Below are 25,290 nucleotides of genomic sequence, written 5' to 3' on the forward strand. Positions count from 1 at the left end.
GGGGGAGGGGGAGGGGGAGGGGGAAGGGGAGGGCTTGGTGAAAGTTTCTTTCGCGTTCTCGCTCACGTCTGAAATCTATTTTCAGACCGGGGCGGACGTCAAGAACCCATAGGTCCCCGTGAGGAAAGGACCTTCGCCCGTTGGGCCGTACGGGTCCACAATGGGCGCATGGACCACGCGACCCCCCTGGAACAGGCGCTTCATGTCGCCCGTGCACTCGTTCTCGCCGATCTCGCTGCCGGTGAGGTCGCCGAAGCCGATGTCGTCTCCCTCGTCGAGGACTCGGTCACGCACCGCCGGTGGTGGGTGGAGCAGTGGCCGGAGGGGGCCGACTACCTCCCCGGACTCGTCGCCCAGGACGTCAAGGACGCACTGCTGGAGAAGTACGGACGCTGGCCGCTGTGCCCGGTCTGCGGCCACGGCGACCCGCACGCGCTGGACATCGAACCCGAACTCGGACCCGACCCGCACTGGGTGTGCACGGAGGCGGGCGTGAAGGTAGCGGCGGTCGGTGCCCTCGGACCGGTACTCGGCCGGTGACCGTCTACATCGACCCGCCCACCTGGCCGGGCCACGGCCGCATGTGGTCGCACCTGGTCAGCGATGTCTCGTACGAGGAGCTGCACGCCTTCGCGGCCCGCATCGGCTGCCCGCCGCGCGCCTTCGAGCGGGACCACTACGACGTGCCCTCGTACCGGTACGCGGACGCGGTCGACGCGGGCGCGGTGGAGATCGGCAGCAAGGAACTGGTGCGCCGCCTCACGGACGCGGGCCTGCGGCGGCCCAAGGGCCGCGCCCAGGCGTAGGCGCAGGCGCAGGCGCAGGCGCTAGGCCGGTTCGGGCGCGGGAGCCGTCGTGGTGGTCGTCGCCGTGGTCGGGGCGGTGGCCGAGGAGGCGATCACGCGGGTGGCCGGGGGCGGCGTACGGCGGTGCAGGCGCAGGGAGAGCGCCGTCAGCGCGAGGGCGGCCACGGTCATGGCGCCGCCCGCCCAGGCGGTGGCGGCGAAGCCGAGGCCCGCGTCGATGACCGTACCGCCGAGCCAGGGGCCGCCGGTGTTGCCGAGGTTGAAGGCGGCCGTGGTGGTGGCGCCGGCCAGGGTCGGGGCGGCCCCGGCCACGTTGAACATGCGGGCGTTGAGCGCCGGGGCGGTGAAGAAGGCCGAGAAGCCGAGCAGGAAGGCCAGGGCGATCGCCGCGGCCTGCGCGGACGCGAGCAGGGCGAGCGCGGCCAGGAAGACGGTGGAGGCGCTGATGCCCCACAGCAGCACGCCGAACAGGTGCGCGTCGGCCACCCGGCCGCCGAGGGTGGTGCCGGCCAGCGCGCCGAGGCCGAAGAGGCCGAGGATCCACGGGACCCACTGCGAGTCCAGCCCCGCCACGTCCGTGAGCAGCGGCGACAGGTAGCTGAAGGCGCAGAAGACACCGCCCGCGGCGAGGGCCGTGATGACGATGGACAGCCACACCTGCCGGTCGCCGTAGATGCTGAGCTCCCGCCGGAGGCGGGGCTTCTGCTCGGGCAGCGGGATCTTCGGGACCAGGGCGAGGATGCCGACGAGGGCGACGGCGGAGGCCGCGCCCACCGACCAGAACGCGGAGCGCCAGCCCAGGTGCTCGCCGAGGAAGGCGCCCGCGGGGACGCCGAGGACGTTCGCGATGGACAGGCCGCCGATCATGACGGCCATGGCGCGGGCCCGCTGGTTGCGCTCGACCATGGCGATGGCGACGGCCGCGCCGACGGCCCAGAACCCGGCGCAGGCCAGGGCCGAGACCACGCGGGAGGCGAAGAGGAGCTCGTACGAGGGGGCCAGCGCGCCCGCGACCTGCCCGAGGCCGAAGAGGCTGATGAGGGACAGGAGGGTGGTGCGGCGGGGGAGCCGCAGGGTGGCCACGGCCAGCAGCGGGGCCCCGATGACCATGCCGATCGCGAAGGCGGATATCAGCAGGCCCGCCTGCGGGATGGTGACGCCCATGTCCTCGGCGATGGGGGGCAGCAGCCCGGAGAGCATGAACTCGCTGGTGCCGAGTGCGAAGACGGACAGGCCGAGGACATAGACGGCGACGGGCATGCGGGAGCGTGCGGCTGGTGCGGGCATGTACCTCACCAACCCCGGCGAACGGGATCGAATTCCCGGAAACCGGGTGGCGGGCCGGTCCCAGGGCCCGGCGGGGGGCGGGTCGGAGGTCCTGGCGGGGGTCCGGTCAGGGTCCGGTCAGGGGCCGGTCGTGGTCCGGTCGGGCGTCCGGTCGGGGTCCCGCCGGTGGCCCGGCGGCGGGACGGCGGCGTCCGGCCGGCGTCCGGTCAGGCGCGGGCCTCCAGGGCGGCCAGTTCCGCCGTGAGGTTGGCGCGGGCCGGGGCCTCCCACTGGGCGGCGGCGTACGGGGTGCGGAAGAGCCTGGGCAGGTCGAGCAGCTGGCGCAGCACGGCGGCGCGGCCCGTGCGGAAGGCGTCGTCGGGGACGAAGCCGTACTCGGCGCGGACGGCGGCGGCGTAGGCCGCGTACGCCTCGGGGGCGGCGGCCAGGACCGCCAGGTCGGCGTCGCAGAGCACCTCGCCGTCGGCGTCGCCGGGGGCCGGGTCGTGGGTGACGGTGAGCCGGACCAGGCGGGCCACCTCGGCGGTGCGCGCGGGGTCGATGCCGAGCTCGGGCAGGGCGCGCTCGGCGAGGGCGGCGCTGCGCTCCTCGTTCTCGGAGCGGTCGGGGCGGTAGACGGCGTCGTGGAACCAGGCGGCGAGCCGGACGGCGGCCGGGTCGGCGGCGTACTGCTGGAGCTGGTCGATCCGTGCGAGGACGTGGATCAGGTGCGCGGTGGTGTGGTAGCGGCGCTGCGGCTCCGCCCAGGCGGCGAGGAGGCGCTCGGCGTAGGGGTCCGGGTCGGTGTCCTCGGCGGCGCCGGCCGCGTCGACGGTGGCCCGCCAGTGGGCGCGGAGGGCCGCGGTGTCGGTGTGCGTGGTCCCTGTGTCCATGCGCACATTGTGGGGGTGGCGTGATTGTGCTGGTGAAGCCGGGGCACGGGCCCGTACTCTGGATATTGGACTAGACCTATTTTCCATACTGGCCATATCGCCGTATGAGCCACATGAGCAGCTTTCCGAAGGATGGGATCGAATGAGCAACCGTGCGCTCCTGGAGGTGATCGCCCTCGACGCGGAGGACGCGGTCGCGGCCCAGGCCGGTGGGGCGGACCGACTCGAACTGGTCACCGACATGGCCGCCGACGGGCTCACCCCGCCGCGCGAGACCTTCGCGGCGATCAGGGCTGCGGTCGACATCTCGCTGCGCGTGATGCTGCGCAAGGCCGACGGCTTCGCGGCGGGCGGCGCCGCGGAGCTCGACGTCCTCCTGGCGGAGGCGCGGGCCCTGCGGGCCGAGGGCGCGGACGAGTTCGTCCTCGGCTTCCTGAACGCGGACGGCAGCCCCGACCTCGCGGCCGTCGAAGCGGTCGTGGCGGAGCTGGACGGCTGCCGGTGGACCTTCCACCGGGCGATCGACCGCTCCGCGGACCGCGAGGGCCTGCGCAAGGCCGTCGCGGACCTGCCCGGCCTCGACACCTACCTGACGGCGGGTGCGGCGTCCGGGGTCGACGAGGGCCTGCCGGTGCTGCTCGCGGAGGCGGCCCGGCGGGGCGAACCGGGCTACGGGCCGCGGATCCTGGTCGGAGGCGGCCTGACGCTGGAGCACCTGCCGGTGCTGCGCGCCGGGGGCATCGACGGCTTCCACATCGGCGGGGCGGCCCGCCCGGACGGCTGGTCCCGCCCGGTCTCGACCCCGGCGGTGGCCGCCTGGCGCGAAGCCCTGTCCTGACGGACGCACGGGCGGTCGGCCGGCCTGGCCCTGCGGGCAGGCGTGGCTCTGCGGCCCGCAGGTCTGTCGGCCGGCCCGGCCGTGCGGTCCGCCGCGGAGCCGGGCACTGATGCCCGGGCGGAGTGAGGCTGGGGGCCGTGGCCCACAGCCCTGACCTTGATCCACGGCCCGGGCTCCGGCCCTGCGGGTCTGTCGCTGTGCGCCCGGGCGCTGCTGCCGCCCGGGCGGTGGGCGGTGGGAGCCCGAGGGTGCCGCGCTGCGTAGCCCTGTACTGACCCCCGGCCGGGGCCCTGGGATCAGGCGCGCGGGCCGGGCCCCCGGGTCAGGGTGTGGGCCCGGGCCTCTGGGTCAGGGTGTGGGCCGGGCCCTCTGGGTCAGGGGTGTGGGCCGGGCCCCCGGGTCAGGGCGTGGGCCCGGGCCTCCGGGTAGGGCGCGTGGGCCCGGCCCTCTGGGTAAGGCGGGGGCAAGGCCCGGCCCTCCGGGTCAGGGCGTGGGCCAGGCCCTCTGGGTCAGGCCGCAGGGGCGGGGGCTGTCGTCACGTCAGGGTCTGCGGCAGCGGGGCCGAGTGGACGAGGGTGAGGCCGGAGACGGCTCGGGTGAGGCAGACGTAGAGGCGGCGCAGGCCCGTGCGCTCGTCCGGTTCGCCCTCGACGACCGCCGCGGGTTCGTCCAGCACCACGTAGTCGTACTCCAGGCCCTTCGCCAGCGACGCCGGGACCAGCGTCAGCCGGGACTCGGCCGTCGTCTCCTCACCGGGCTCCAGGTACGCCAGCTCCGCCGCCCGCAGGGCATGCGCCAGCTCCGGGATGCGGGCGTCCGCCGCGATCAGGCCCGTCGAGCCCTCGTGCGCCAGCGCGGCCCGGCACGCCGCCACCACCGACGCGGTCAGGTCCGTGCTCTCCTCGATCCGCAGCGAGCCCGGGGTCTCGCGGACCGAGGACACCGGGGCCAGCCCCGGCGAGATCGACGGCAGCAGCCGGGAGGCGTACGCGATCACCTCGCGCGGCACGCGGAAGCCCGCCGTCAGCTCCTCCACCACCGCCTGCGGCTTCCCCAGGTGCGCCAGGGCCTCGTCCCAGCTGCGGGTGGCCCACGGGGTGGTGCCCTGCGCGAGGTCGCCCAGCACGGTGGTTGAGCCCGTCGTGCAGCGGCGGCCCACCGCCCGGTACTGCATCGGGGAGAGGTCCTGCGCCTCGTCGAGCACCACGTGACCCAGGGAGTGCGTCCGCTCCACCAGGTCCGAGGCCTCGTCGATCAGGACCAGGTCCGCCGCCGACCACTTCGCGGACTTCACGCTCCGGAAGGGCTTCGCCCACAGCAGCAGCTCCTGCTCTTCCTCCGTCAGGACGTCCGCCGCGTGCACCGCGAGGAACTCGGGGTCGGAGAGCAGGCGCAGCACCAGCTTCGCGGGCTCGACCGGCGGCCACATCTGCTTCACCGCCGCCTTGACCGCCGCGCTGCGCGCCACCGCGTCCTGCACCCGGTCGTCCGGGGCCTCGCCCGCCTGCTCCATCCGTACCAGCACCGCGTGCGCGATCCGCTGGGGCAGGGCGTCGCGGGCCGCGCCGTAGCGGATGTCGCGCTCCAGGAGCTGCGTCACGAGCTCCTCCAGCTCGTACGCGGGCACCCGCCAGCGGCGCGAGCCGCGGACCACCATCAGGGGCTCGGTCGGCAGGGTGACGTGCGAGCGGACCGCGCGCCGCAGGACCTCCGCCATCCGGGCGTCGCCCTTGACCACGGCGGTCGGCGCCGCGTCGGCGCCGCGCACCTCCAGGCCCTCGCGGGCCACCAGGTCGTCGACGGTGGCCTGCTGGACCTCCAGCTCGCCCAGGGCCGGGAGGACCTGCTCGATGTAGTGGAGGAAGGAACGGTTCGGCCCGATGACCAGGGTCCCGGTGCGGGCGAGGCGGTCGCGGTGGGCGTAGAGGAGGTAGGCGACGCGGTGCAGGCCGACGGCCGTCTTCCCGGTGCCCGGTCCGCCCTGCACGCACACCGAACCCGACAGGCCGGAGCGGACGATCTCGTCCTGCTCGGGCTGGATCGTCGCGACGATGTCCCGCATGGGGCCGACGCGCGGCCGCTCGATCTCCTGCTGGAGCAGCTTGCTGACGGCGGCCGCCTCGGCGGGGTCGGACAGGTGCTCGTCCTCGTACGCGGTCAGCTCGCCGCCGGTGTAGCCGAAGCGGCGGCGCAGTGACACGTCCTGCGGGTCCTTCTTGGAGGCCCGGTAGAACGGCTGGGAGACCGGTGCGCGCCAGTCGATGACCATCGGGTCGCCGCCCGCGTCGTGGACGTGGCGGCGGCCGATGTAGAACTGCTCGCCCTCCGCGCCCTCGGCGAGGTCCGCGCCCGGGGCGTGCAGGTAGTTCAGGCGGCCGAAGAACAGCGGGGTGTGGGCGAGGTCGGCGAGGGCCTTGATGCGGTCGTCGATCTGGGCCTGGAGGACGATCGCGTTGACCCAGTTCGCGGTGACGTCGCGGATGTCGAGGGACTCGACGTCCTCGCGCATGGCGCGCAGCGCCGAACGGGAGGCGGCGAGGTGCGCGCGCTCGCGGGCCAGCGGATCCGGGGCGTGGGGGGCGGTGACAGGTGCGGGTGCGGGGACGGGTGCGGGGACGGGGGCGTGCGCGGGCACGGGACTGCCTCCAACTGCTGGCTGGGTGCTGAACAGATGGCCCGCCGGTTACCGACCGGTGGGCGGCTCTCCCCGGACGTGCGGACGGGAGGCGGCAAGAGCGGAGATTCTAGCCATCGCGGTGCGGCGGCGCGAACGGAATACGGGGGCCGGAAGTCCTCCGGTGCGGGACCTCCGTACGGGTTGCAGGACCCGGCTCCCGGGCGGAGGTCAGACCGGGGTAGGGGCCCTAGGGGACGGCATGAGCCGTGAGGAGGACGCCGGGGGGCCCGGGATTCCGTCCGCAGGGCGATGCGCCGGACGGGGGCCCGGGAGCACCATGGATCCATGAGCACCGCAACCTTCACCCCGGCCCGGGGCGGGCGCCCGGCAGGCGCCACCGCCCTCACCGACACCCGCCACCGCACCGGCTTCGGCGGCCTCCTGCGCGCCGCGAAGGTCTTCGCGACGACCGCGGTGAGCGTCGTCGTCCTGGGCGAGTACGCCGAGGAAGCGGGCGTAGTCCGCCGCTGACCGGCTGCGCCGCGCCCGGCGGATGCGGCCTTGCCGCCGCTGACCTGGCTGCGCCGCGCCCCTGCGGGTGCGGCCTTGCCGCCGCTGACCTGGCTGCGCCGCGCCCCTGCGGGTGCCGTGCCCTGCTGCCGCTGACGGGCTCTGCCGTCACACGTGATGCGGCCCGGATGCTCGCTGCTGGGGCTGCGCTGCCCGCTGCGTTGACGCGGCCCCGGTGCACCGCCGCGCGCTGGTGGCCCCGGTTCACCGTTGCCCGGGGACGCGTCTGACCTGCCCTGTTCGTGCCGGGGCGGCGGCTTCCGCCACGGCTGCGTAGACCCGTCCGCGCCGGGGGCCGCTGATGCGGCCCTGGCTGCGCAGCCGGGAGGTGGGCGGTCGCCCGTGGCCCGCTGAGCCGGCCGGGTCCTTGCCGCTGACCGGGTGGCCGGATTCGGCGGGGGCGCGGGGAAGATCCAATAGGGTCGCGCCGTGACCTGGAGTGCCGCCGTCAGACGTTCGCCGTCGTCCCTCGCCGGCGTTCTGCTCGCGGGGCCGCTGCTCGCCCTCGGCGTGCTGTGCGTGGCCCTGCGCATTCCCATGGCGGACGTCTTCGCCGAGGGGCTGACCACCGCCGAGTGGGGGCCGCCGCCCGGCTATCCGCCGTTCGCGGCGATCCTGTTCACCCCGGCCGCCTGGCTGCCGCCCGCGCTGCTGCGGGCCGTCTTCGTCCTCGGCAACGCCGTGCTGCTCGCCCTGCTCGTCAGGCTCTCCTGCCGGCTGGCGGGGCTGCCCGCGCGGACCGGCCCCGTCCTGGCCGTGACCATCGCCGGCCTGTGGCTGGAGCCGCTCTTCCAGACGCCGCTGCCCGGCCAGGCCGACCTGGCCCTCGCCTGCCTGGCCGTGTGGGACCTGGGCCGGCCCCGGGCCGCGCTCGGCAAGGGCTTCGCGCTGGGCATCGCCGCCGGTGCCGCTCCCGCCGCCGCGGCCGTCGCCGGGTACCTGCTGCTGACCGGCCGCGTCCGGGCCGGGCTGACGGCCCTGGCCGCCTTCACCTGCGCCGCCCTGCTGGGCCTGCTGGTGCTGCCGCAGGCCTCCGCGGAGTTCTGGGCCCGGCAGCTGCCCCACACCGGCCCCGGGATGCTGCTGGACTGGCCCAGGCTGTGGGTCTGGGGCATCCCGCTGCTGGCCGTCCTGTTCGCCGCGGCGCGCAGGACGGCCGGCTTCCTCCCGGGCGGGGCCGGGGCTCCCGCCGCGGCCGTCAGTCGCTGGTCAGCAGCTCGTCGGCGTCCATGATCCGGTAGGCGTAGCCCTGTTCGGCCAGGAAGCGCTGGCGGTGCGCCGCGAAGTCCTGGTCGATCGTGTCGCGGGCGACGACCGAGTAGAACCGCGCCTCGTGCCCGTCCGCCTTCGGCCGCAGCACCCGGCCCAGGCGCTGCGCCTCCTCCTGGCGCGAGCCGAAGGTGCCGGACACCTGGATGGCGACCGTGGCCTCGGGCAGGTCGATGGAGAAGTTCGCCACCTTCGAGACGACCAGCACGCTGATCTCGCCCTCGCGGAAGGCGTTGAAGAGCTTCTCGCGCTGCGCGTTGGAGGTCTCGCCCTTGATGACGGGGGCGTTCAGGTGCTCGCCGAGCTCGTCGAGCTGGTCGATGTACTGCCCGATGACGAGGGTCTGTTCGCCCTGGTGCTTGCGCACCAGCGCCTCCGTGACCTTCCGCTTCGTCGCCGTCGTCGCGCAGAAGCGGTACTTCTCCTCCGTCTCGGCGGTCGCGTACGCGAGGCGCTCCGTCTCCGTCAGATTGACGCGGACCTCGACGCAGTCGGCGGGCGCGATGTAGCCCTGCGCCTCGATCTCCTTCCACGGCGCGTCGAACCGCTTCGGCCCGATCAGCGAGAACACGTCCGACTCGCGCCCGTCCTCGCGGACGAGGGTGGCCGTCAGGCCGAGGCGGCGGCGGGCCTGGAGGTCGGCGGTGAACTTGAACACCGGCGCGGGCAGCAGGTGCACCTCGTCGTAGACGATCAGGCCCCAGTCCCGGGAGTCGAACAGCTCCAGGTGCGGGTAGACGCCCTTCCGCTTCGTCGTGAGGACCTGGTACGTCGCGATCGTGACGGGCCGGATCTCCTTGCGGGTGCCGGAGTACTCGCCGATCTCCTCCTCCGTCAGCGAGGTCCGCTTGACCAGCTCGTGCTTCCACTGGCGGGCCGAGACGGTGTTCGTGACGAGGATCAGCGTGGTCGCCTTCGCCATCGCCATGGCCCCGGCGCCCACCAGCGTCTTGCCCGCACCGCAGGGCAGCACGACCACACCGGAACCGCCGTGCCAGAAGCCCTCGACGGCCTGCTGCTGGTACGGGCGCAGCGCCCAGCCGTTCTCGGCCAGGTCGATCTGGTGCGCCTCGCCGTCGACGTACCCGGCGAGGTCCTCGGCCGGCCAGCCCAGCTTGAGCAGGGTCTGCTTGATCTGCCCGCGCTCGGAGGGGTGCACGACCACGGTGTCGGGGTCGAGCCGGGCCCCGACCAGCGGGGTGACCCGCTTGGACCGCAGGATCTCCTCCAGCACCGGCCGGTCGGTGCTGGTCAGGACCAGCCCGTGGACGGGGTGCTTGGAGAGGGTGAGGCGGCCGTAGCGCGCCATGGTCTCGGCGACGTCGACGAGCAGGGCGTGCGGGACGGGGTAGCGGGAGAACTCGACGAGGGCGTCGACGACCTGCTCGGCGTCGTGCCCGGCGGCGCGGGCGTTCCACAGGCCGAGCGGGGTGATCCGGTAGGTGTGGATGTGCTCGGGAGCGCGCTCTAGTTCGGCGAAGGGAGCGATGGCCCGCCGCGCGGCACCGGCGAGCTCGTGGTCGACCTCGAGAAGGAGGGTTTTGTCGCTCTGGACGATGAGAGGCCCGTTCACACACGTCCCTTTCCTGCGTGGGGTGGCCGTCCGGGCGCGGGCGGCCAAACCTCCAGTCTGCCGCATCGCCGTGCCGGCAGGAGGGTTCCGGGCGGCCGGGGCGGTTGACGGGGTGGGGGCGGGGTGGGTTCGCTGGGGGGATGTCTGATCTTCGTATTGAGGCCGTGGGCGACGATGTCACGCTCCGGGACTGGCGGTACGTCCACAATCTGATCATTCCCACCGACCCGCTCTCCGCCGACGCGGTCCGCGAACGCGCCGGGCGTCACCGGCTGGACGTCGCCTACGCCGGGCACGCGCTGGTCGGCTGCATGACCGTACGGCCGCCCGGGGACGGCGACGCGGACGGGGACGGGGACGGCGAAGCGGGCGGTGACGGGGCGCGGGTGGTCACCGTGATCGCGCGGATCCTGCCCGAGTACCGCGGGCACGGCCTCGGCGCCCGGCTGTACGCGCACGGGCTGGCGCAGGCGCGGGCGCTCGGGGCGCAGCGGGTGCGGACCGTGGTGCTGGAGTCCGACGCGGACGGGCTGCGCTTCGCCCTGGCGCACGGCTTCACCGAGACCGAGCGCTACCTGCTGCCCGGGGACACCGTGGCCTTCGTCGACCTGGAGTCCGACGCGGAAGCCGGCCCGTACGCGGACCCGTACGCCGACCGGGGCGCCGGCCCGGAAGGGGCCGCGCAGGCCTTCGTACCGGCCGGGTTCACGCCGCCGCTCAGCCTGGAGGGCGACGGTTTCCGGCTGGAGCCGCTCCGCGAGGAGCACAACGCCCGGGACCACGCCGCCTGGACCGCCAGCATCGCGCACATCCGGGCCACCCCCGGCTACGGGACGACGTGCTGGCCGCCGCCGGAGGGGATGTCCGAGGAGTCGAACCTGTCCGATCTGCAGCAGCACGTACGGGACTTCGCCGGGCGGCGCGGATTCGCGTACACCGTGCTGGAGGGGGCGGACGGGGGCGATGAGGTCATCGGCTGCGTCTACGTCTACCCCGGCAAGGACGACCCGCAGCGGGCCCACGTCAGCTCCTGGGTGCGCGCCGACCGGGCCGGGCTCGACGCCCCGCTGTACGCGGCGGTCACCCGCTGGCTGGCCGAGGCCTGGCCCTTCGCGGCCGGGCAGGTCGACTACGCGCCGAGGTGAGGCAGCGGGCCCGCCGGGTACGGGGTCTCCACGGGCAGCAGGGCGTGCGCCGCCGCGTCCTCGCCGCCCCGGATCAGGCCGTGGACCTCGCGGGCCAGCGGGGTGACGTCGCGGATGGAGACGGTCCACCGGTCGGCGTAGGCGCGCGAGGCCGGGCCCGACAGGCCCAGTTGGAGCGAGCGGTGCGGCAGCGGGTTCAGGTGCAGGTCGCGCTCCGGGTCCCACTGGACGCGGGCCGAGCTCCCGCGCAGCGCGTGCTGCCAGGCCTCGCGGTCGGCGTGGACGCCGGGGACGTAGTGGGACAGGCAGGCGCCGCGCAGGGCCTCGTCGAAGCCCTCGCGGGTGATCTCGACGGCGAGGACCGTCTCCTGGTCGGCCTTGGTGGCCCAGCCGCAGCGGTACATCATCCACAGGAACGAGGGCTTGACCCACGTCATCCGCTCCCGCTTCCAGGCGGGCGGGAAGCGGCCGTCGCGGGCCGCCGGGACCCCCAGGCGGGGTGCGTAGGCCTGGTAGACGGTGACCGTGGCGTCGGTGTGCGCGGCGCGGATCTGGTGCCGCGGTGTGTGCGGGGCGGGCTCGGACATGGGGTCCAGCCTGCGGGTTCACCGGCGGCCGGGCCAGCGGATTTCCGTCAGAGGTGTTCGTCCTCCAGCTCGGCGACGCCCGTGATCCGGTGCAGGGCGTAGGTGCGGACCTCGTCGGCGGTGTGGTCGTAGCCGGTGACGAATCCGCCCTCCACCCGGACCGGGGCGAGGACCCGCTGGCTCGCCGCGCCCTCCGCGTTCACGTAGCCGATCCACACCGCCGACCCGGTCAGCGCGGCCGCCTGGACCGTCGCCAGGGTCTCCGCGGCGCTCGTGCGCGGGAGTTCGCCGGGGACGCCCGTCCCGGCGGCCGGCTCCTTGCGGACCGCCGTCGCCGCCAGGTCGCCCGCACGGATCGCCCGTACGGCCGCCGCCAGCAGCGTGGCGTCGGGCACCGGCGGCCCGTCCGGGACGGGGGCGGGCGCCGAGCGGGCCGGGGTGCGGTGGGCGTCCGCGCGGGACACCAGCACGTCACCGGTACGGGATTCCGCGGCCGGCGCGTAGCCCATCGACCGCAACCCGTCGAGCAGCACGGTGGGTTCGGCCTGCGCGGCCAGCACCGTCGGGGCGAGGCGGCGCAGCCCCAGCCCGGCGGAGCGCTTGTCGGCGAGGATCTCGCCCAGCACCGAGTCGTCGTCGCAGCGGACGTACGAGGAGGCCGCGCCGACCCGCAGGTGCCCGTGCCGCCGGGCCACGTCGTCGATCAGGTAGGCCAGCGGCTGCGGGACCGGGGTGCGGCTGTGCTCCTTGAGGAAGGCGTGCAGGTCGGCGGCGGCGTGCCCGGCGTCCAGGGCGCGGCGCACGGACCCGGGGGTGAACCGGTACACGGTGGCCCCGCCCTTGGACTCCACGTCGGCCAGCACCGCCAGGGTGTCGCCGAGGGGGCGGCGCAGCGGGCCGGGGGCCACGGCCGTCAGGTCGGCCTGGAGCAGGACGTGGTCCACCGGCTCCGGCAGCAGCGGGGCCAGCAGCGGCGCCGGGTCCTGGTGCTCCAGCAGGGCGCGGCCCGGGCCGGACAGGGCGCCGCGGCCGGTGACGCCGAGGACCTCCGCCTCGGTCAGGGTCCAGTGCGCGAGGCGGGCCCGCAGATCGCTCGCCCCGCGTACGGGGCGTTCCCAGGCCAGCCGCGCCAGCAGGGTCTCGGGGTCGGCGGAGGCGCCCTCGGGCAGTTCGCCGAGGAGTTCCAGGACGCGGCGGCGCACCTCGGGGGCGGCGGAGCGGTCCAGGTCGGGGCCGAGCGTGGAGAGGGTGCGGCCCTTGGTGTCCTGTTCGCCGACCAGGCCCGCGGTGCGGGTGGCGGGCAGCCAGGCCGCGGCGAGCACCGACCAGCGTTCGGCGGGCGGGAGTTCGGTCCACACGTCGAAGGCGGGGGTGGGCGCGTACCGTTCGTCGGCCTCGCCGTCGCTGGCCAGCAGCCCGGCCGCGTAGGCGAGTTCGATCCAGAAGGAGGCCGAGGACTCGGTGGTGTCCAGGGAGGCCGCGGCCCGCTTCAGGTCCCGTACGGAGAGGCCGCCCGCGCGCAGCACCGGCGGACCGGCGTGCTCCCAGGACTTCACCAGCTCCTCGACGGTCGACAGGGCGGCCAGCGCCTGGCCCGCGGCGTTCGCGTCCACAGCCTGTGGACGGTGCTCGCGGTGCACGGCCACCGCCGGGGCCACCGGCGCGGTGTCGCGGTGCGCGAGGCCCCCGCGCAGGTGGAGGGCGACCTCGCGGGGCAGGACGACGGTCCGCGCGGAGGCGGGCAGCAGCAGGCCCCGGTCGCGCAGCCAGCGCACCGGCGGCGTCGGGCTGGGGGTCACCTCCCCGTACGGCGGCCCCCACACGAGCCGCCCCAGCACCTGGTGCGCCTCCGCCGGGGCCTCGTCCAGCAGCGCCGACATCCGCTCGGGGTCGGTGAACAGGGCGGTCAGCGCGGTCACCGCGGACACCGGGTCGTGGGTGGCGGGCAGCCCGGCGGCCAGCACGATCTCCTGGATCCGGGTCGGCGACATCCCGGCCGTGGCCTCGGCCGTGGTGGGGCCCAGCCCGGTCGGGGAGGGGCGCTGGGCGGAGGGCGCGAGGAGTTCGCGGGCCGTGCGGACCAGCCGCAGCCGGTCCCCGTCACCCCACACCAGGGCCTGGTCGCGCAGGGTCTCCAGGGCCCCGGGGAGCGCGGCGCGGGCCGGGTCGCCCGCGGCGTCCGATGCGCCGAGGTGGCCGGTGAGCAGGGATTCCAGCACCGGGTACGGGCACGGTTCGGGGGCCACCGCCAGGGCCTCGGCGGTCTGCAGCGCGAACCGGTCGAGGCGGTCCAGGGCCCGTACGACGGAGGCCCGCGTCCCGGCGCGGGTCGCCAGCTGGGTCACGTCGCCCGGTACCGGGCTGACCAGGTCCGGGCGGGCCCGCAGCAGGGCGGCGAGGGACGCGTCGTCGCGGGAGCGCAGGGCCTCGGCGAGGGAGCGGTGGGCGCCTGCACCCGTGGTCGCGGGCGCACTTCGGCCCGTGCCCGCCCCCGGACTTCCTGCAGCACTGCTTGCCTCAGGCACAGTCGCCTCCTGGTCGCGTCGGCCGGTCAGTCGGCCGGTCCCCATCCGGCCAACGGTATCCGCTGAGCCCGGGGCCGCTCCACGGGCGCACGCGCTACGGTTCCGGCAGGCGGTACGGGAGGAGCCGGGGCATGGCAATCGAGAGCGACCATCTGGTCTACGAATATCTGAGCCGTGTCGGGGACTTGGCGCAGCAGCGGCAGCTGTCCTCCGGCGACCGGATGCGCCTGGTGGCGGGGCTGCGGGACGAGATCGACCGTCGGCGCGCCAAGTACGAGCCGGAGACCCCGGCGGCCGTGCGCCGCATCCTGGACCGGATCGGCACGCCGGAGGAGGTCCTGGACACCCTGGCCGCCGCCGGGAGTCCGTCGGCCGTCACCCCCGCCCCGGCCCCGGCCGGGGAGGCCGCCCAGGGCGTGCCCACGCAGCGGGGGCCGGGCCGGCTGCGCCGCAGGGCAGCGCCCGGGCCCGCTCCGGCGGCGGAGCCCGTGAACGTGCCGCCGCACCTGGCCGGGCTCGACGACCTCGGGCCCTCCGGCGGGGCCGAGCCCGACTGGTGGCGGGTCGCCCCCGGGCCGTACGGGGCGGGGCCGCAGGTGGAGGGCTTCGCGGGCGGCATCGAGATCCCGGACCTGTACAAGGAGGGGTTCGAGGAGGAGGACGCGGCCCCGGCCGCCGACGCCGCGGCGACCGCCGGCGAGCCGGAGGGGCGCGGACGGGGCTTCGTACGGTTCCTGCGCGAGCGGCGGCGGGCGAAGCGGGAGGCGCGGCCCGCGCCCGAGGCCGCGGCGCCGGCGGCCCCCGCGGCCCGGCCCCGGCCGAACGCCTTCCTGCTGCTGGCGGCTGCCGTCCTCGTCGTCGGCGTGGTCAGCGGCTACTGGCTGCTGCTCGTCGTCGGCTGGCTGCTGCCGTACGCCTCGCGCCTGCTGGCGCCCGCCGAGCGCAAGTGGGCCGTGTTCGGTCCGCCGGGCGTGGTGCTGGCGGGCGCGGGGGTGTGGCTGTGGGGCCGGATGAACGGCAGGTGGGGCGAGGCCCTGGCCGAGGACCAGCTGAGCGGCGCCCTGACGGGCATGTGGCCGTGGCTGCTGCGCGGCGCGGCCCTCGCCTCCGCGGCGTACCTGGTCTGGCGCTCCCGCCGCCACTGACCCCGGGCCGGGGCCGGAGCCGGCCGCCCCCGGTCGGCCCCGGCCGGGGGCGGGGCGGGTCAGCCGCCCTGGACGACGGTCTGCTTCTTCTCCATCGGGTTGGCGTCGGCGGTCTTGACGAGGCCGAGGAAGGCCGGGGACCTGACCACCTCCAGCAGCTGCTCCTTGGTGACCGGGGCCGAGGTGTTCGTCGTGGAGTCCGCGCCGACGTACAGCAGGACGGTGCTGGCGCCGTAGCGGAAGGAGACCCGGGCCACGGTCACGTTCCCGTCGCCCTCGGGGCTGGTCGACGCGGTGGCCTCGATGCCGCCGGGCAGGGTGGCCCGCTTGCAGGTCTGCCCCTTGATCTCCAGGCACTCCCGTTCGCCGGTGCCCGGTCCGGCCGCGGGCCGTACCGAGAAGAGGAGCGTGAAGGTGCTGCCGTCCTTGGTGGCCTGGTACTGGCGCACCGCGAGGTCGGTCCGCTGCACGAGGCCGACCGCATCGGGCAGCAGGTCCTGCAGGACGGTGACGGCCTGGTCCTGGAAGCTCTCCTGCCGGACCCGCTCGGCGGGCGGCAGCTGCGCCATCGAGGACTCGCCCGGGCTCGGTTCGATGTGGACCGGCGGAGGCGGGCCCGAGGAGGACGGCGTGGCCTGCGGCGGTGCGGTCGGCGAGGGCGCGGCGGCCACCTCGCCCGCCCCGGAGGCCTTCCCGGACCCGGCCGGCAGCGCGGCGGCCCCGGCCACGCCGAGCACGGCGAGGGCCAGCACCCCGCCGCCGATCACCGCCCGCAGGCGGGCCTTGCGGCGGCGCCCCTGGGCCAGGGCCGGACCCGCCAGGTCGGGCAGCGGCGGCAGTTCCGCGGTCGTCCGGTCCATCGCCTCCCGCAGGAGCCGCACCGCCCGGTCGTCGTTCGTGAGGTCTTCGTTGGTGCCCATGACGTCTCCTCAGCTCTCGGTGGCGTAGATGTGCGCCTCGCCGAGCTGCGTGCGCAGCTTCGCGAGTGCGCGCGAGCACTGGCTCTTGACCGTTCCCTCGCTGCACCGCAACAGCTGGGCGACCCGCTCGGTGCTGAGGTCCTCCCAGTAGCGCAGGACGACCATGGCCCGGGCCCGCGGCGGGAGCGCGGCCAGCGCGGCGAGCAGCGTGACGCGCAGCTCGGCGTGCTCGGGCACGGGGAGCGGATCGGCGTGCGTGTGGGCCAGCAGGTCCCGCAGCCGCCGTCGCCGCTCGGCGAGGAAGGTACGGGTGAGCACGGCCTTGGCGTAGGCCTCGGGGTGATCGGCGGCGGACACCCGCCGCCAGTGCTGGAACAGCTTCGCGAGCGTCGTCTGGGTCAGATCGCGTGCCCCGTCCGCGTTCCCGCACAGCAGGTACGCGGTCCGGTACAGCTTGCGCTGACTGGCCCGGGCAAAGGCCTCGAAGTCGTGCTCGGTGCCTGGCGGCATCCGCCCTCCCCTTCACATCGTGTCTCTCACCCCTGTCCTGAGTACCGCCGCAGGAAAAAGGTTGAGCACGGATGTGCGGGTCTCGCCCTGTGGTCACGGCCGGGGCGACAGGCGGTGTGCCGGGCGAGACATGTCAGCCATTTCATGATCTGGCAAGGCGGGCCTCAGACCGTGTTCCCCTTCCCGCAGCCCCCGTCGGCACAATGGCCGGTATGAACCTCACCGTCGGCTTCGACCTCGACATGACCCTCATCGATTCGCGCCCGGGCATCAGGGCCGCCTATCAGGCCCTGTCGGCCGAGACGGGTACGTACATCGACGCCGACGAGGCCGTCACGCGGCTCGGTCCGCCGCTGGACGAGGAGCTCGCCCACTGGTTCCCGAAGGCCCGGATCCCGGAGGTGGCGGACCGCTACCGGGAGATCTACCCCACCCACGCCATCGCGCCGACCCCGGCGATGCCGGGCGCCCGCGAGGCGGTCGAGGCGGTCCGGGCGCTCGGCGGCCGGGCCATCGTCGTCACCGCCAAGCACGAGCCCAACGCCCGCCTGCACCTGGCTCACCTGGGCATCGAGCCGGACGCGGTCATCGGCTGGCTCTGGGCGGAGGCCAAGGCCGGTGCGCTGCGGGAGTACGGGGCGCAGGTCTACGTCGGCGACCACGTGGGCGACGTACGCGGGGCCCGTACGGCCGGTGCGCTGTCGGTGGCGGTGCCGACGGGGCCGTGCGCGGAGCCGGAACTGCGGGCGGCGGGCGCCGACGTGGTGCTGGCGGACCTGACCGCGCTGCCGCAGTGGCTGGCGCAGTACGTGGCCGAGCAGGCGGCCTGATCCCGCGGGCGCCCCGGGCGCCCCGGCGCGACCCGTCAGGCCTGGGAGTCCCGGGCCTGCCTGCGCCCCGCCGCGGCCGAGCGGAGCACGCCCGCCGCCGAGATCGCGAAGCCCACGCCCATGAGCATGCACACGGCCCAGGCGTACGAGGGGAACGGGTCGATGTCCAGGACCAGCGGGGCCATCGTCACCAGGGTGGCCACGGCGCCCGCGATGAACACGATGCCACCGGCCTTCACCAGTGCGTCACCGGGGCGTGCTTCGTCGACGCGAGAAGTATCAGTCACCGCACCAGGGTAGTTCCCGCGCCGGGAAGGCCCGCAGGGAGCGTTCTCGCGCCAGGGACGAGATCCGGGCAGAGGGGGTTCGGCCATGCTTGACGGGGTGGTTGTGAGGGGAGACTCTTCACAGCGAGAGCAGGCAGTCACGGCCCTGGTAGATGGATACCCTGACCTGCTGAGACATGTTGGTTCGGTTTCGGGTATGTGAGACGGGGTGCGTGCTTTGCCCACCGGCAAGGTCAAGTGGTTCAACAGTGAGAAGGGCTTCGGCTTCCTCTCCCGCGACGACGGCGGCGACGTCTTCGTCCACTCGTCGGTGCTCCCCACCGGCGTCGACTCCCTCAAGCCCGGCCAGCGCGTCGAGTTCGGTGTCGTCGCAGGCCAGCGCGGGGACCAGGCGCTGTCGGTGACGGTGCTCGACCCGGCGCCGTCCGTCGCGGCCGCCCAGCGCCGCAAGCCCGACGACCTCGCCTCGATCGTGCAGGACCTGACGACGCTGCTGGAGAACATCACCCCGATGCTCGAACGCGGCCGCTACCCCGACAAGGTGCACGGCGCGAAGATCGCCGGCCTGCTGCGCGCGGTGGCCGACCAGCTCGACGTCTGACCCCTACGGACCACGGCCGCGCCCCGCCGCTCCCCGTGAGCGGCGGGGCGCGGCCGCCCCGTACGGTCCCGGTCTACGGGAAGTCCAGCGCCCCCGGAGCGAGCGCCGGCACCAGGCCCTCCGCCGCGGCCCGGGTCAGCAGCCCCCGCACCGCCGCGTAGCCGGACTCGCCGAGGTCGGCGGTGAACTCGTTGACGTAGAGCCCGATGTGCTGATCTGCGACGGCCGGGTCCAGCTCCTGGGCGTGGGCGCGGACGTAGGGGCGGGAGGCCTCCGGGTCCGCCCAGGCCATCCGGACCGAGGTACGGGCCGACGCGGCCAGCTCCCGCAGCCGCTGCGCGCCCAGTGCCCGCTTGGCGATGATCGCGCCGAGGGGGATGGGCAGGCCCGTGGTGGACTCCCAGTGCTCGCCCATGTCGGCCAGGCAGTGCAGCCCGTAGTCCCGGTAGGTGAACCGGGCCTCGTGGATGACCAGTCCGGCGTCCACCCGCCCGTCCCGGACCGCGGGCATGATCTCGTGGAACGGCAGCACGACCACCTTGCCGACGCCCTCGGGCAGCACGTCCGCCGCCCACAGCCGGAACAGCAGGTAGGCGGTGGACCGTTCGCTCGGCACGGCGACCGTACGGCCCGTCAGGTCCAGGCCGGGCTCGCGGGTCAGCACCAGCGGGCCGCAGCCGCGGCCCAGGGCCCCGCCGCAGGGCAGGAGCGCGTACTCCTCCAGGACCCAGGGCAGGACGGCGTAGGACACCTTCAGCACGTCCAGCTCGCCGCGCTCGGCCATGCCGTTGGTGATGTCGATGTCGGCGAAGGTGACGTCGAGGGCGGGCGCGTCCGGGACGCGGCCGTGCGCCCAGGCGTCGAAGACGAAGGTGTCGTTCGGGCAGGGCGAATAGGCGATCTTCAGCGGTTCGCGGTCACCGATGCTCATGGCGTTCTCCCCAGTTCGCGAGTACGGGTCCCAGGACGCGGAAGCCCTCGGTGAGGGCGGCGAGGGCGTCCCCGATCCGCCAGGCGGCGCGGTCGCGCGGACCCACGGCATTGGACACGGCGCGGATCTCCAGCACGGGCAGCCCGTGCGCGGCCGCCGCCTCCGCGACCCCGAAGCCCTCCATGGCCTCGGCCCCGGCCAGCGGGTGCCGGGCGGCGAGCGCGGCGGCCCGGGCGGCGGTCCCGGTGACGGTGGAGACGGTCAGGACGGGGGCGAGCAGCGCCCCGGTCGCCTCGGCGGCGCGGGCGGCGAGCTCGGCGGGCGGCAGGTGCACGCTGTGGCCGAAGCCGAGCGCGGCGACGTCCAGGAAACCGTCGGGGGTCTCGGCGCCCAGGTCGGCGGCGACGAGCGCGTCCGCGACGACGAGGGAACCGACGGGTGCGGCGGGCTCGAACCCGCCGCCGATGCCCGCGGAGACGACGAGCTCGTACTGCGCGAGGGCCAGGGCGGTGGCGGTGCCGGCGGCGGCAGCCGCCGGTCCGACGCCCGCCACCAGCACGTCGAAGGCGATGCCGGGGAGGTCCCGCCGGGTGATGAGGTACCCGGCGGGAAGCGTGCGCGGCTCAGGACCGGGAGAGTCCGGATGAGGGGTGAGACCGGTGAGGACGGAGTCTGCCTCCGCCGCCACCGCGGTCACGACGAGCGCGCGCACGGGGGCCGCCCGTTACTTGAGCTTGAGGTTGAAGGACCAGACGGAAAGGGGCTTGCCGTCCTCGGCCACCTGGACGATGGCCAGCTTCTTCGAGGAGGGGGCCTCGCCCTGGCCGCCGGTCGCGAAGACGTCGGCGCCGGGGAAGCTGCGGTAGGTGTTCGAGGAGGGCTCGGTGATCGGCTGTCCGTCGAGGACCGCCTGCCACTTCTTGCCGTCCTCGACGACCTCCGGCTCCACGCCGAGGCGCAGGGTGTCGCCGCGGGCGTAGTCGATGGTCTTGGCGTTCTTCAGGCCGCTGAGGCACTCCTGGACCTTGTCCGTGGAGAGCTCGGTGCCGTCGTGGCAGGCGGACTCGGCGGACACCGAGGAGGTGCCGACCGTCACGGTCGCCAGTGGTGTCGGCTTGTCGCAGGCCGAGAGGAGGAGGAGGCCGGCGGACACGGCTCCGAGGGCCGCGACGCTGCGGCGGGCCCTACCCGAGAAAAGCGGTGCGGTCATGAGCCGAAGGCTATCGGGCCGGTGGGCTGCGCCGCTGCACGGGGTCCCCCCGGGCCTGGCGTGTGGCGTACGTCTGCGGCGCCGCTGCTACGGGGCTCCGCGGTTTCCCGTGCGGGGCTCAGCCGTGTGGCGGTGTCCCGCCTGCGGCGCCGTTGCTACGGGGCTCCGCCCCGGACCCCGCGCCTCAAACGCCGGCGGGGCTGGATTTTGCCCAGGCGGGGCGTTGGATGTGCTGGCCGTTGCGGTGCTTGGCGGGGTCGGGGGGTGTGGGGCGGGGTCCCTCCGGAGTGTCTCCTCTCCTCGGCTCGCGCACTGAGCCCTGGCTGCGAGAGAGACGGCCCAGGTTGCGCGCTCGTCCTGCGGGGACCCTCCTGCGCGCCCCCACCCCACACGCCCGGGCCCTGGAAGCACAGCCTGGTCTCCTTGGCGGAGCCGTGGCGGCCGCAGGACGAGCGCGCAACCAGGGCTCTGATATTCGAGACCGGGCTCAGTGCGCGAGCCGAGGAGACACCCCGGAGGGGCACCGCTCCCCGACCCCCAACGCACAGGCCCCGCTGCAACGAGGCAAAAATCAGCCCCTCCGGCGATTGAGGAGCGGGGTCTGGGGCGGAGCCCCAGGGGGCTGGGTGTCTGGGCCCGGCCATACGCACAGGCCCCGCCAGGGCCCCGCAAGGGTCACGCCACGCGGGGGCGGGACGTGCCCTGGTGGGGGCGGGGGGTGGTGAAGAGGCCGCGGAGGGCCATCGTCGTGCCGAGGGCCACCAGGGTCGCGGCCACGGCCATGCCCAGGACGCCGTTCAGCGGCAGGGCGATGCCGATCGCGCCGCCCAGTACCCACGCCACCTGGAGCAGCGTCTCCGAACGGGCGAAGGCGGAGGTCCGGACGGCCTCCGGGACGTCGCGCTGGATCATCGCGTCCAGGGAGAGCTTCGCCAGGGCCTGGCAGAAGCCCGCCGTGGCGGCCAGTACGGCCATGAAGAGGCCGCTGAACAGGATCGCCGCGAGGACCGCCACCGCGAGGGTCACCGACAGCACCGCCGCGATGATCGCCTCCGGGGCCCGCGCCCGCAGCCACGCCCCCACCGCGGTGCCGCACGCGTTGCCCACGCCGGCGCAGACGCCCACGATGCCCAGCGACACCGCCGCGCTCTGTCCCGCCAGCGGGTGCTCGCGCAGCAGGAACGCCAGGAAGAAGATGAGGAACCCGGACAGGGCGCGCATCGAGGCGTTCGCGAGCAGCCCGCACAGCACCGGGCGGCTGACCGTGCGCAGGCCCGGCCGCTTCGAGTGCGCCTCGTGCGTGGAGAGCCGGGCCCGGCGCTCGCCCTTGGCCTCGTCCACCTTGTGCGGCAGCGTGAACGCCGCGAAGGTGCCGCAGAGGAACACCACGCACGCCCCGTACAGGGGCCATGCCGGGCCGATCGTGTGCAGGGCGGCGCCCACCGGCGCCGCAGCGCCGGTGGCGAGCAGACCGGCCAGCGTGACCCGGGAGTTCGCCTTGACGAGTGAGAAGTCCGGCGGGAGCAGGCGCGGCACCACGGCGCTTCTGACCACCCCGTACGCCTTGGACGCCACCAGGACGCCCAGCGCCGCCGGGTACAGCTCCAGGCCGCCCGTCGCCACCGCGCCCGACATCATCACCGCCAGCAGCGCCCGCGTCAGCATGGCGGCGGCCATCGCGGCCCGCCGCCCGTGCGGCAGCCGGTCCAGCAGCGGTCCGATCACCGGGGCCAGCAGGGTGAAGGGGGCCATCGTGATCGCCAGGTACAGCGCGACCCGGCCGCGGGCCTCGTCCGTGGGGACGGAGAAGAAGACCGTCGAGGCCAGCGCCACCGTGATCATCACGTCGCCCGCGCCGTTGATGGCGTGCAGCTCGATCAGCTTGCCGAGCCCCGACTCACCGGCGCCGTGGGCGTGCGTGGCCCGCCGGATCCCGCGCGCCGTACCGGTGATGGGCAGGTGCAGGGCATGCCCCAGGGCCCGGCCGGCCCGCCTGGCCGGTCCCGAGCCGTCGCCGGACGACCGTACGGGTGCCACCTGGCCATAGTGCCCCACAGGGCCCGTGGCGACCCCCCTCCGGCGCGTCGCGGACCCCGGCCGGTCACGGGACCGGGACCCGCTCGGCACCCGATCGTTGCGCGAATCGGACCTTGCATGTGGGCCCAAGGCTTCGGAGGAGGTAGCGTGCGTAGCGCGCCACCGGCGGTTGCTCTTGGCCGCGCGCCTCTTGGTGATCCCGCAGAATGGATCGCAGGAAGGTGCGCCCGAGGCCGATCGGGTGCGGACGTCGACGCGGCCCTCTGGTCCGCTCCGCCCGCGCCACGTACGGACAGCACCGACGGGTCGTTGTGGACGACAGTACGGACGGCGCACACGTGAGACGGCGTAGGAGAGAACGAGACCAGTGAGTGCTGCGACGACGCGAAGCCGTACCCCGCGTACCCCCGACCGCCTGTGCGTCGAGGCGGTAGAACTCGCCCGCGCGGCGGCCGAGGAGGCCGCCTTCCCCGGAGTGGTGGGCGAGCACGCCTCCGTCGTGGCGGAGGGCGACCGTGTCGTCACCCACTACTTCGAGTGCAAGGAACCCGGCTACCGGGGCTGGCGCTGGGCCGTCACCGTGACGCGCGCCTCCCGCGCGAAGAACGTCACGCTCGACGAAACGGTGCTGCTGCCCGGCGACGACGCCCTGCTGGCTCCCGAGTGGGTGCCGTGGAGCGAACGCCTGCGTCCCGGCGACATGGGCCCCGGCGACCTGCTGCCCACCGATGCCGAGGACCTGCGCCTGGAGCCGGGCTGGTCGGGCGAGGACGCCCCGCCGCCGAACTCCGTGGTCTCCACCGAGATGGCCGAACTGGTCGAGGCGGAGGACGCGGACGTCACCGACCGCACCGTGGTCCCGGTGCGCGGCTCCATCACCTCCGTCGCCGAGGAACTCGGCATGCGGCGTGCGCGCGTCCTGTCGCGGTACGGGCTGCACAGCGCCGCCGACCGCTGGGACGACTCCTTCGGCGCGAAGACCCCGATGGCGCAGGCCGCGCCCGCCTCGTGCGTCTCCTGCGGTTTCCTCGTCGCGATCGGCGGCTCGCTCGGCCAGGCCTTCGGCGTCTGCGCGAACGAGTTCAGCCCGGCGGACGGCCGGCTGGTCTCCCTGTCCTACGGCTGCGGCGGCCACTCGGAGGCCGCGGTCATGCCCGCGCCGCTGCGGCCCGCGCCGCCGGTCCTCGACTCGATGGCCACGGACGAGTTCCCGCTGCGCCCGGCCCCGGACACCGGCTCCGTCCCGGTCTCCGACCTCCAGGCCGCGGACCTCGGCCACTCCTGAGCCGCAGCAACGCCCCGTACGAACGACAGCGCCCGCCCGGGTCCGGCCCGGGCGGGCGCTGTCGTTCGTACGGGTACGGGTACGGCTTCGGCTGCGGAAGCCGGTCAGGCGGAGACCGTGGAGGACTGCTCCGGCTTCGTCCCGCCGGCCTCGGGGGCGGCCGCCGGAGCGGACTGCTGGGCGGGGACGCCCGGCTCGCGCCGCAGCTTGCGTACGAACCAGGGAGTCCAGTTCTTCGCCTTCATCGCGGGCGATTCGATCAGGTGCCAGGACAGGGCCGCCAGGGCCACCGTGCCGGCCATCGCCAGCAGCAGGAAGACGGGCTTGCCGTACTTGGCGTACCCCATCAGGGCCAGCGCCTGCTCCACGGTGAAGCCGTAGATGTAGATGCCGTACGAGTAGTCGCGCTTGCGCCCGACCTTCTGGAAGGGGCGCGGCAGCCGCACCGCGAGCCAGATCAGCAGGTACGCGAAGGCGGGGTAGCCGAAGACGAAGACGCCGCCGAAGAGGATCGTCGCGCCGAGGACCAGGGCGCTGAGGGCGGCCAGGCCGTCGCTGATCGGCAGGCGGTCGCGGTACAGCTGGAAGGTGGCGCCGATCAGGAACACGAAGCACAGGTGGACGATGAAGTGCACCGTCATGCTGCCCAGGAAGGGCACTTGCACGGCCGAACCCATGTCACCGGGGATGCCGCGCAGGGAGGGGGCGGTGAGCCAGTCCCGCAGGATCAGCAGGCCGAGGGCCCCGGTCAGCAGCGGGACGAACTTGCGGGCCCGGGTCAGGACTCCGCCGACGGCCAGCACGCCGACCATGATGTAGCAGAAGATCTCGTACTTCAGCGACCACAGGGCGCCGTTGACGCTCCCGTCGAAGTTGGTCCCGCGGGCCTTCCCCTCGGCGATCACCCCGGCTATGTCCCAGTGGGTGCTGATGGAGGTGTTCCACGTGCCCTTGAGGTAGCTGAACGGCCCCTCGGGGTGGTTCCAGTAGCCGTTGACCGAGCCGTGGAGCCAGTAGTACAGCGCGGGGAGGATCAGCAGCGAGGAGACGAGGAGCGAGCCCCACAGGCCCGGCAGGATGCGCAGCGCGCGGTGCCAGGCGTAGCGGCCGGCGGTGGTCCGCGCCCCACTGCCCGTGATCATGAAGCCGGACAGGACGAAGAAGCCGATGACGGCCATCTTGCCGACGTCGGTCTGCTCACCGCTCCAGCGCCACAGCGGGTCCAGGGGCCCCCATCCGAGCGGCCACACGTGCGAGAGCACGACCGAGGAGGCGAGGAGCAGTCTCAGCACGCCGAAGCTGTTGGCCCGCGGGGAGTACAGCTCGGCGAGGGTTCCGCGACGGCCGGGCAGGACGGGTGCTCTGCGAGACATAGGGAGGGTCAGACTTCCTGGAGAGGGGGCGCCGGGAGTGCTGGCTCGGCGTGGGGCCGACGGGGGCCTCGC

At 74.6% G+C, this 25,290-nt stretch carries 24 protein-coding genes; 10 read left to right on the forward strand and 14 right to left on the reverse strand.

What is annotated here, in order from left to right:
• Positions 1-168 precede the first annotated feature (168 nt).
• Both IO30_RS0126545 and IO30_RS0126550 read left to right on the forward strand, forming a co-directional pair.
• A complete protein-coding gene (locus IO30_RS0126545; RefSeq protein WP_031146870.1) occupies positions 169-540 on the forward strand; it encodes a hypothetical protein in 372 nt (123 codons plus the stop codon).
• Positions 537-806: a DUF4031 domain-containing protein gene (locus tag IO30_RS0126550; protein ID WP_031146872.1), complete on the forward strand. Its 270-nt coding sequence runs from the start codon at positions 537-539 to the stop codon at positions 804-806. Before IO30_RS0126545 ends, IO30_RS0126550 begins: the two co-directional genes overlap by 4 nt.
• A gap of 21 nt (positions 807-827) precedes the next feature.
• Here IO30_RS0126550 and IO30_RS0126555 read toward each other — a convergent pair whose 3' ends face one another.
• Complete coding sequence (locus IO30_RS0126555) at positions 828-2,066, reverse strand: Cmx/CmrA family chloramphenicol efflux MFS transporter (RefSeq protein ID WP_051859937.1); 1,239 nt, start codon at positions 2,064-2,066, stop codon at positions 828-830.
• 233 nt (positions 2,067-2,299) lie between these two features.
• Positions 2,300-2,965, reverse strand: coding sequence for an HD domain-containing protein (locus IO30_RS0126560; RefSeq protein WP_031146876.1), 666 nt, complete (start codon positions 2,963-2,965; stop codon positions 2,300-2,302).
• A 142-nt stretch (positions 2,966-3,107) separates the two neighbouring features.
• Here IO30_RS0126560 and IO30_RS0126565 point away from each other — a divergent pair, with 142 nt between their 5' ends.
• Positions 3,108-3,803, forward strand: coding sequence for a copper homeostasis protein CutC (locus IO30_RS0126565; RefSeq protein ID WP_031146878.1), 696 nt, complete (start codon positions 3,108-3,110; stop codon positions 3,801-3,803).
• Positions 3,804-4,338: 535 nt separating this feature from the next.
• On the opposite strand, the gene IO30_RS0126570 is transcribed toward IO30_RS0126565, so the two are convergent.
• Positions 4,339-6,438, reverse strand: coding sequence for a HelD family protein (locus tag IO30_RS0126570; RefSeq protein ID WP_031146880.1), 2,100 nt, complete (start codon positions 6,436-6,438; stop codon positions 4,339-4,341).
• A 327-nt stretch (positions 6,439-6,765) separates the two neighbouring features.
• Here IO30_RS0126570 and IO30_RS0126575 point away from each other — a divergent pair, with 327 nt between their 5' ends.
• Together IO30_RS0126575 and IO30_RS0126580 are read left to right on the forward strand one after the other, a co-directional pair.
• Positions 6,766-6,951: a hypothetical protein gene (locus IO30_RS0126575; protein ID WP_031146882.1), complete on the forward strand. Its 186-nt coding sequence runs from the start codon at positions 6,766-6,768 to the stop codon at positions 6,949-6,951.
• Between the two features lie 468 nt (positions 6,952-7,419).
• Entirely contained in the window at positions 7,420-8,223 is an 804-nt protein-coding gene (locus tag IO30_RS0126580; protein WP_237403434.1) for a glycosyltransferase family 87 protein, read from the forward strand.
• On the opposite strand, the gene IO30_RS0126585 is transcribed toward IO30_RS0126580, so the two are convergent.
• Positions 8,189-9,832: a DNA repair helicase XPB gene (locus IO30_RS0126585; RefSeq protein WP_031146886.1), complete on the reverse strand. Its 1,644-nt coding sequence runs from the start codon at positions 9,830-9,832 to the stop codon at positions 8,189-8,191. The two genes, IO30_RS0126580 and IO30_RS0126585, sit on opposite strands and share 35 nt — an antisense overlap.
• Positions 9,833-9,972: 140 nt before the next feature.
• Here IO30_RS0126585 and IO30_RS47915 point away from each other — a divergent pair, with 140 nt between their 5' ends.
• Entirely contained in the window at positions 9,973-10,977 is a 1,005-nt protein-coding gene (locus tag IO30_RS47915) for a GNAT family N-acetyltransferase (RefSeq protein ID WP_324617568.1), read from the forward strand.
• Here the strand turns inward: IO30_RS47915 and IO30_RS0126600 are convergent.
• Both IO30_RS0126600 and IO30_RS0126605 read right to left on the reverse strand, forming a co-directional pair.
• Positions 10,962-11,564, reverse strand: a complete 603-nt coding sequence (locus IO30_RS0126600) for a DUF4291 domain-containing protein (protein WP_031146888.1) — start codon at positions 11,562-11,564, stop codon at positions 10,962-10,964. The two genes, IO30_RS47915 and IO30_RS0126600, sit on opposite strands and share 16 nt — an antisense overlap.
• A gap of 47 nt (positions 11,565-11,611) precedes the next feature.
• Entirely contained in the window at positions 11,612-14,134 is a 2,523-nt protein-coding gene (locus IO30_RS0126605; protein WP_037895206.1) for a helicase C-terminal domain-containing protein, read from the reverse strand.
• 86 nt (positions 14,135-14,220) lie between these two features.
• On the opposite strand from IO30_RS0126605, the gene IO30_RS0126610 reads away from it, so the two are divergent.
• Entirely contained in the window at positions 14,221-15,234 is a 1,014-nt protein-coding gene (locus IO30_RS0126610; RefSeq protein WP_031146892.1) for a hypothetical protein, read from the forward strand.
• A gap of 59 nt (positions 15,235-15,293) precedes the next feature.
• On the opposite strand, the gene IO30_RS0126615 is transcribed toward IO30_RS0126610, so the two are convergent.
• Entirely contained in the window at positions 15,294-16,154 is an 861-nt protein-coding gene (locus tag IO30_RS0126615) for a hypothetical protein (protein WP_031146894.1), read from the reverse strand.
• Between the two features lie 9 nt (positions 16,155-16,163).
• Complete coding sequence (locus IO30_RS0126620; protein ID WP_031146896.1) at positions 16,164-16,664, reverse strand: SigE family RNA polymerase sigma factor; 501 nt, start codon at positions 16,662-16,664, stop codon at positions 16,164-16,166.
• A 203-nt stretch (positions 16,665-16,867) separates the two neighbouring features.
• Here IO30_RS0126620 and IO30_RS0126625 point away from each other — a divergent pair, with 203 nt between their 5' ends.
• Positions 16,868-17,494 carry an HAD family hydrolase gene (locus IO30_RS0126625; RefSeq protein WP_031146898.1) on the forward strand — a complete coding sequence of 209 codons (627 nt, stop codon included), beginning with the start codon at positions 16,868-16,870 and terminating at the stop codon, positions 17,492-17,494.
• Between the two features lie 35 nt (positions 17,495-17,529).
• Here the strand turns inward: IO30_RS0126625 and IO30_RS0126630 are convergent, their stop codons facing one another.
• Positions 17,530-17,781, reverse strand: coding sequence for a hypothetical protein (locus tag IO30_RS0126630; protein ID WP_031146900.1), 252 nt, complete (start codon positions 17,779-17,781; stop codon positions 17,530-17,532).
• A gap of 217 nt (positions 17,782-17,998) precedes the next feature.
• On the opposite strand from IO30_RS0126630, the gene IO30_RS47690 reads away from it, so the two are divergent.
• Positions 17,999-18,382, forward strand: coding sequence for a cold-shock protein (locus tag IO30_RS47690; protein WP_031146902.1), 384 nt, complete (start codon positions 17,999-18,001; stop codon positions 18,380-18,382).
• 73 nt (positions 18,383-18,455) lie between these two features.
• Here the strand turns inward: IO30_RS47690 and IO30_RS0126640 are convergent, their stop codons facing one another.
• The 4 genes from IO30_RS0126640 to IO30_RS0126655 all read right to left on the reverse strand — a co-directional run bounded on the left by IO30_RS0126640 (position 18,456) and on the right by IO30_RS0126655 (position 22,578).
• Positions 18,456-19,313 (reverse strand): 1,4-dihydroxy-6-naphtoate synthase, encoded by an 858-nt coding sequence (locus IO30_RS0126640; protein ID WP_031146904.1) that lies wholly within the window; start codon positions 19,311-19,313, stop codon positions 18,456-18,458.
• Complete coding sequence (locus IO30_RS0126645) at positions 19,300-20,025, reverse strand: futalosine hydrolase (protein ID WP_037895209.1); 726 nt, start codon at positions 20,023-20,025, stop codon at positions 19,300-19,302. Before IO30_RS0126645 ends, IO30_RS0126640 begins: the two co-directional genes overlap by 14 nt.
• Positions 20,026-20,037: 12 nt before the next feature.
• On the reverse strand, positions 20,038-20,523 hold the full coding sequence (locus IO30_RS0126650) for a hypothetical protein (RefSeq protein WP_031146908.1): 486 nt from the start codon (positions 20,521-20,523) through the stop codon (positions 20,038-20,040).
• A 675-nt stretch (positions 20,524-21,198) separates the two neighbouring features.
• Positions 21,199-22,578: an MFS transporter gene (locus IO30_RS0126655; protein WP_063768274.1), complete on the reverse strand. Its 1,380-nt coding sequence runs from the start codon at positions 22,576-22,578 to the stop codon at positions 21,199-21,201.
• A gap of 349 nt (positions 22,579-22,927) precedes the next feature.
• Between IO30_RS0126655 and IO30_RS0126660 the strand changes: the two genes are divergently transcribed.
• Entirely contained in the window at positions 22,928-23,845 is a 918-nt protein-coding gene (locus IO30_RS0126660; protein WP_031146912.1) for a DUF3027 domain-containing protein, read from the forward strand.
• 104 nt (positions 23,846-23,949) lie between these two features.
• Here IO30_RS0126660 and IO30_RS0126665 read toward each other — a convergent pair whose 3' ends face one another.
• Positions 23,950-25,218 (reverse strand): acyltransferase family protein, encoded by a 1,269-nt coding sequence (locus IO30_RS0126665; RefSeq protein ID WP_051859939.1) that lies wholly within the window; start codon positions 25,216-25,218, stop codon positions 23,950-23,952.
• Positions 25,219-25,290 lie beyond the last annotated feature (72 nt).

The organism is Streptomyces xanthophaeus (genome assembly GCF_000725805.1).
Classification (GTDB): domain Bacteria; phylum Actinomycetota; class Actinomycetes; order Streptomycetales; family Streptomycetaceae; genus Streptomyces; species Streptomyces xanthophaeus.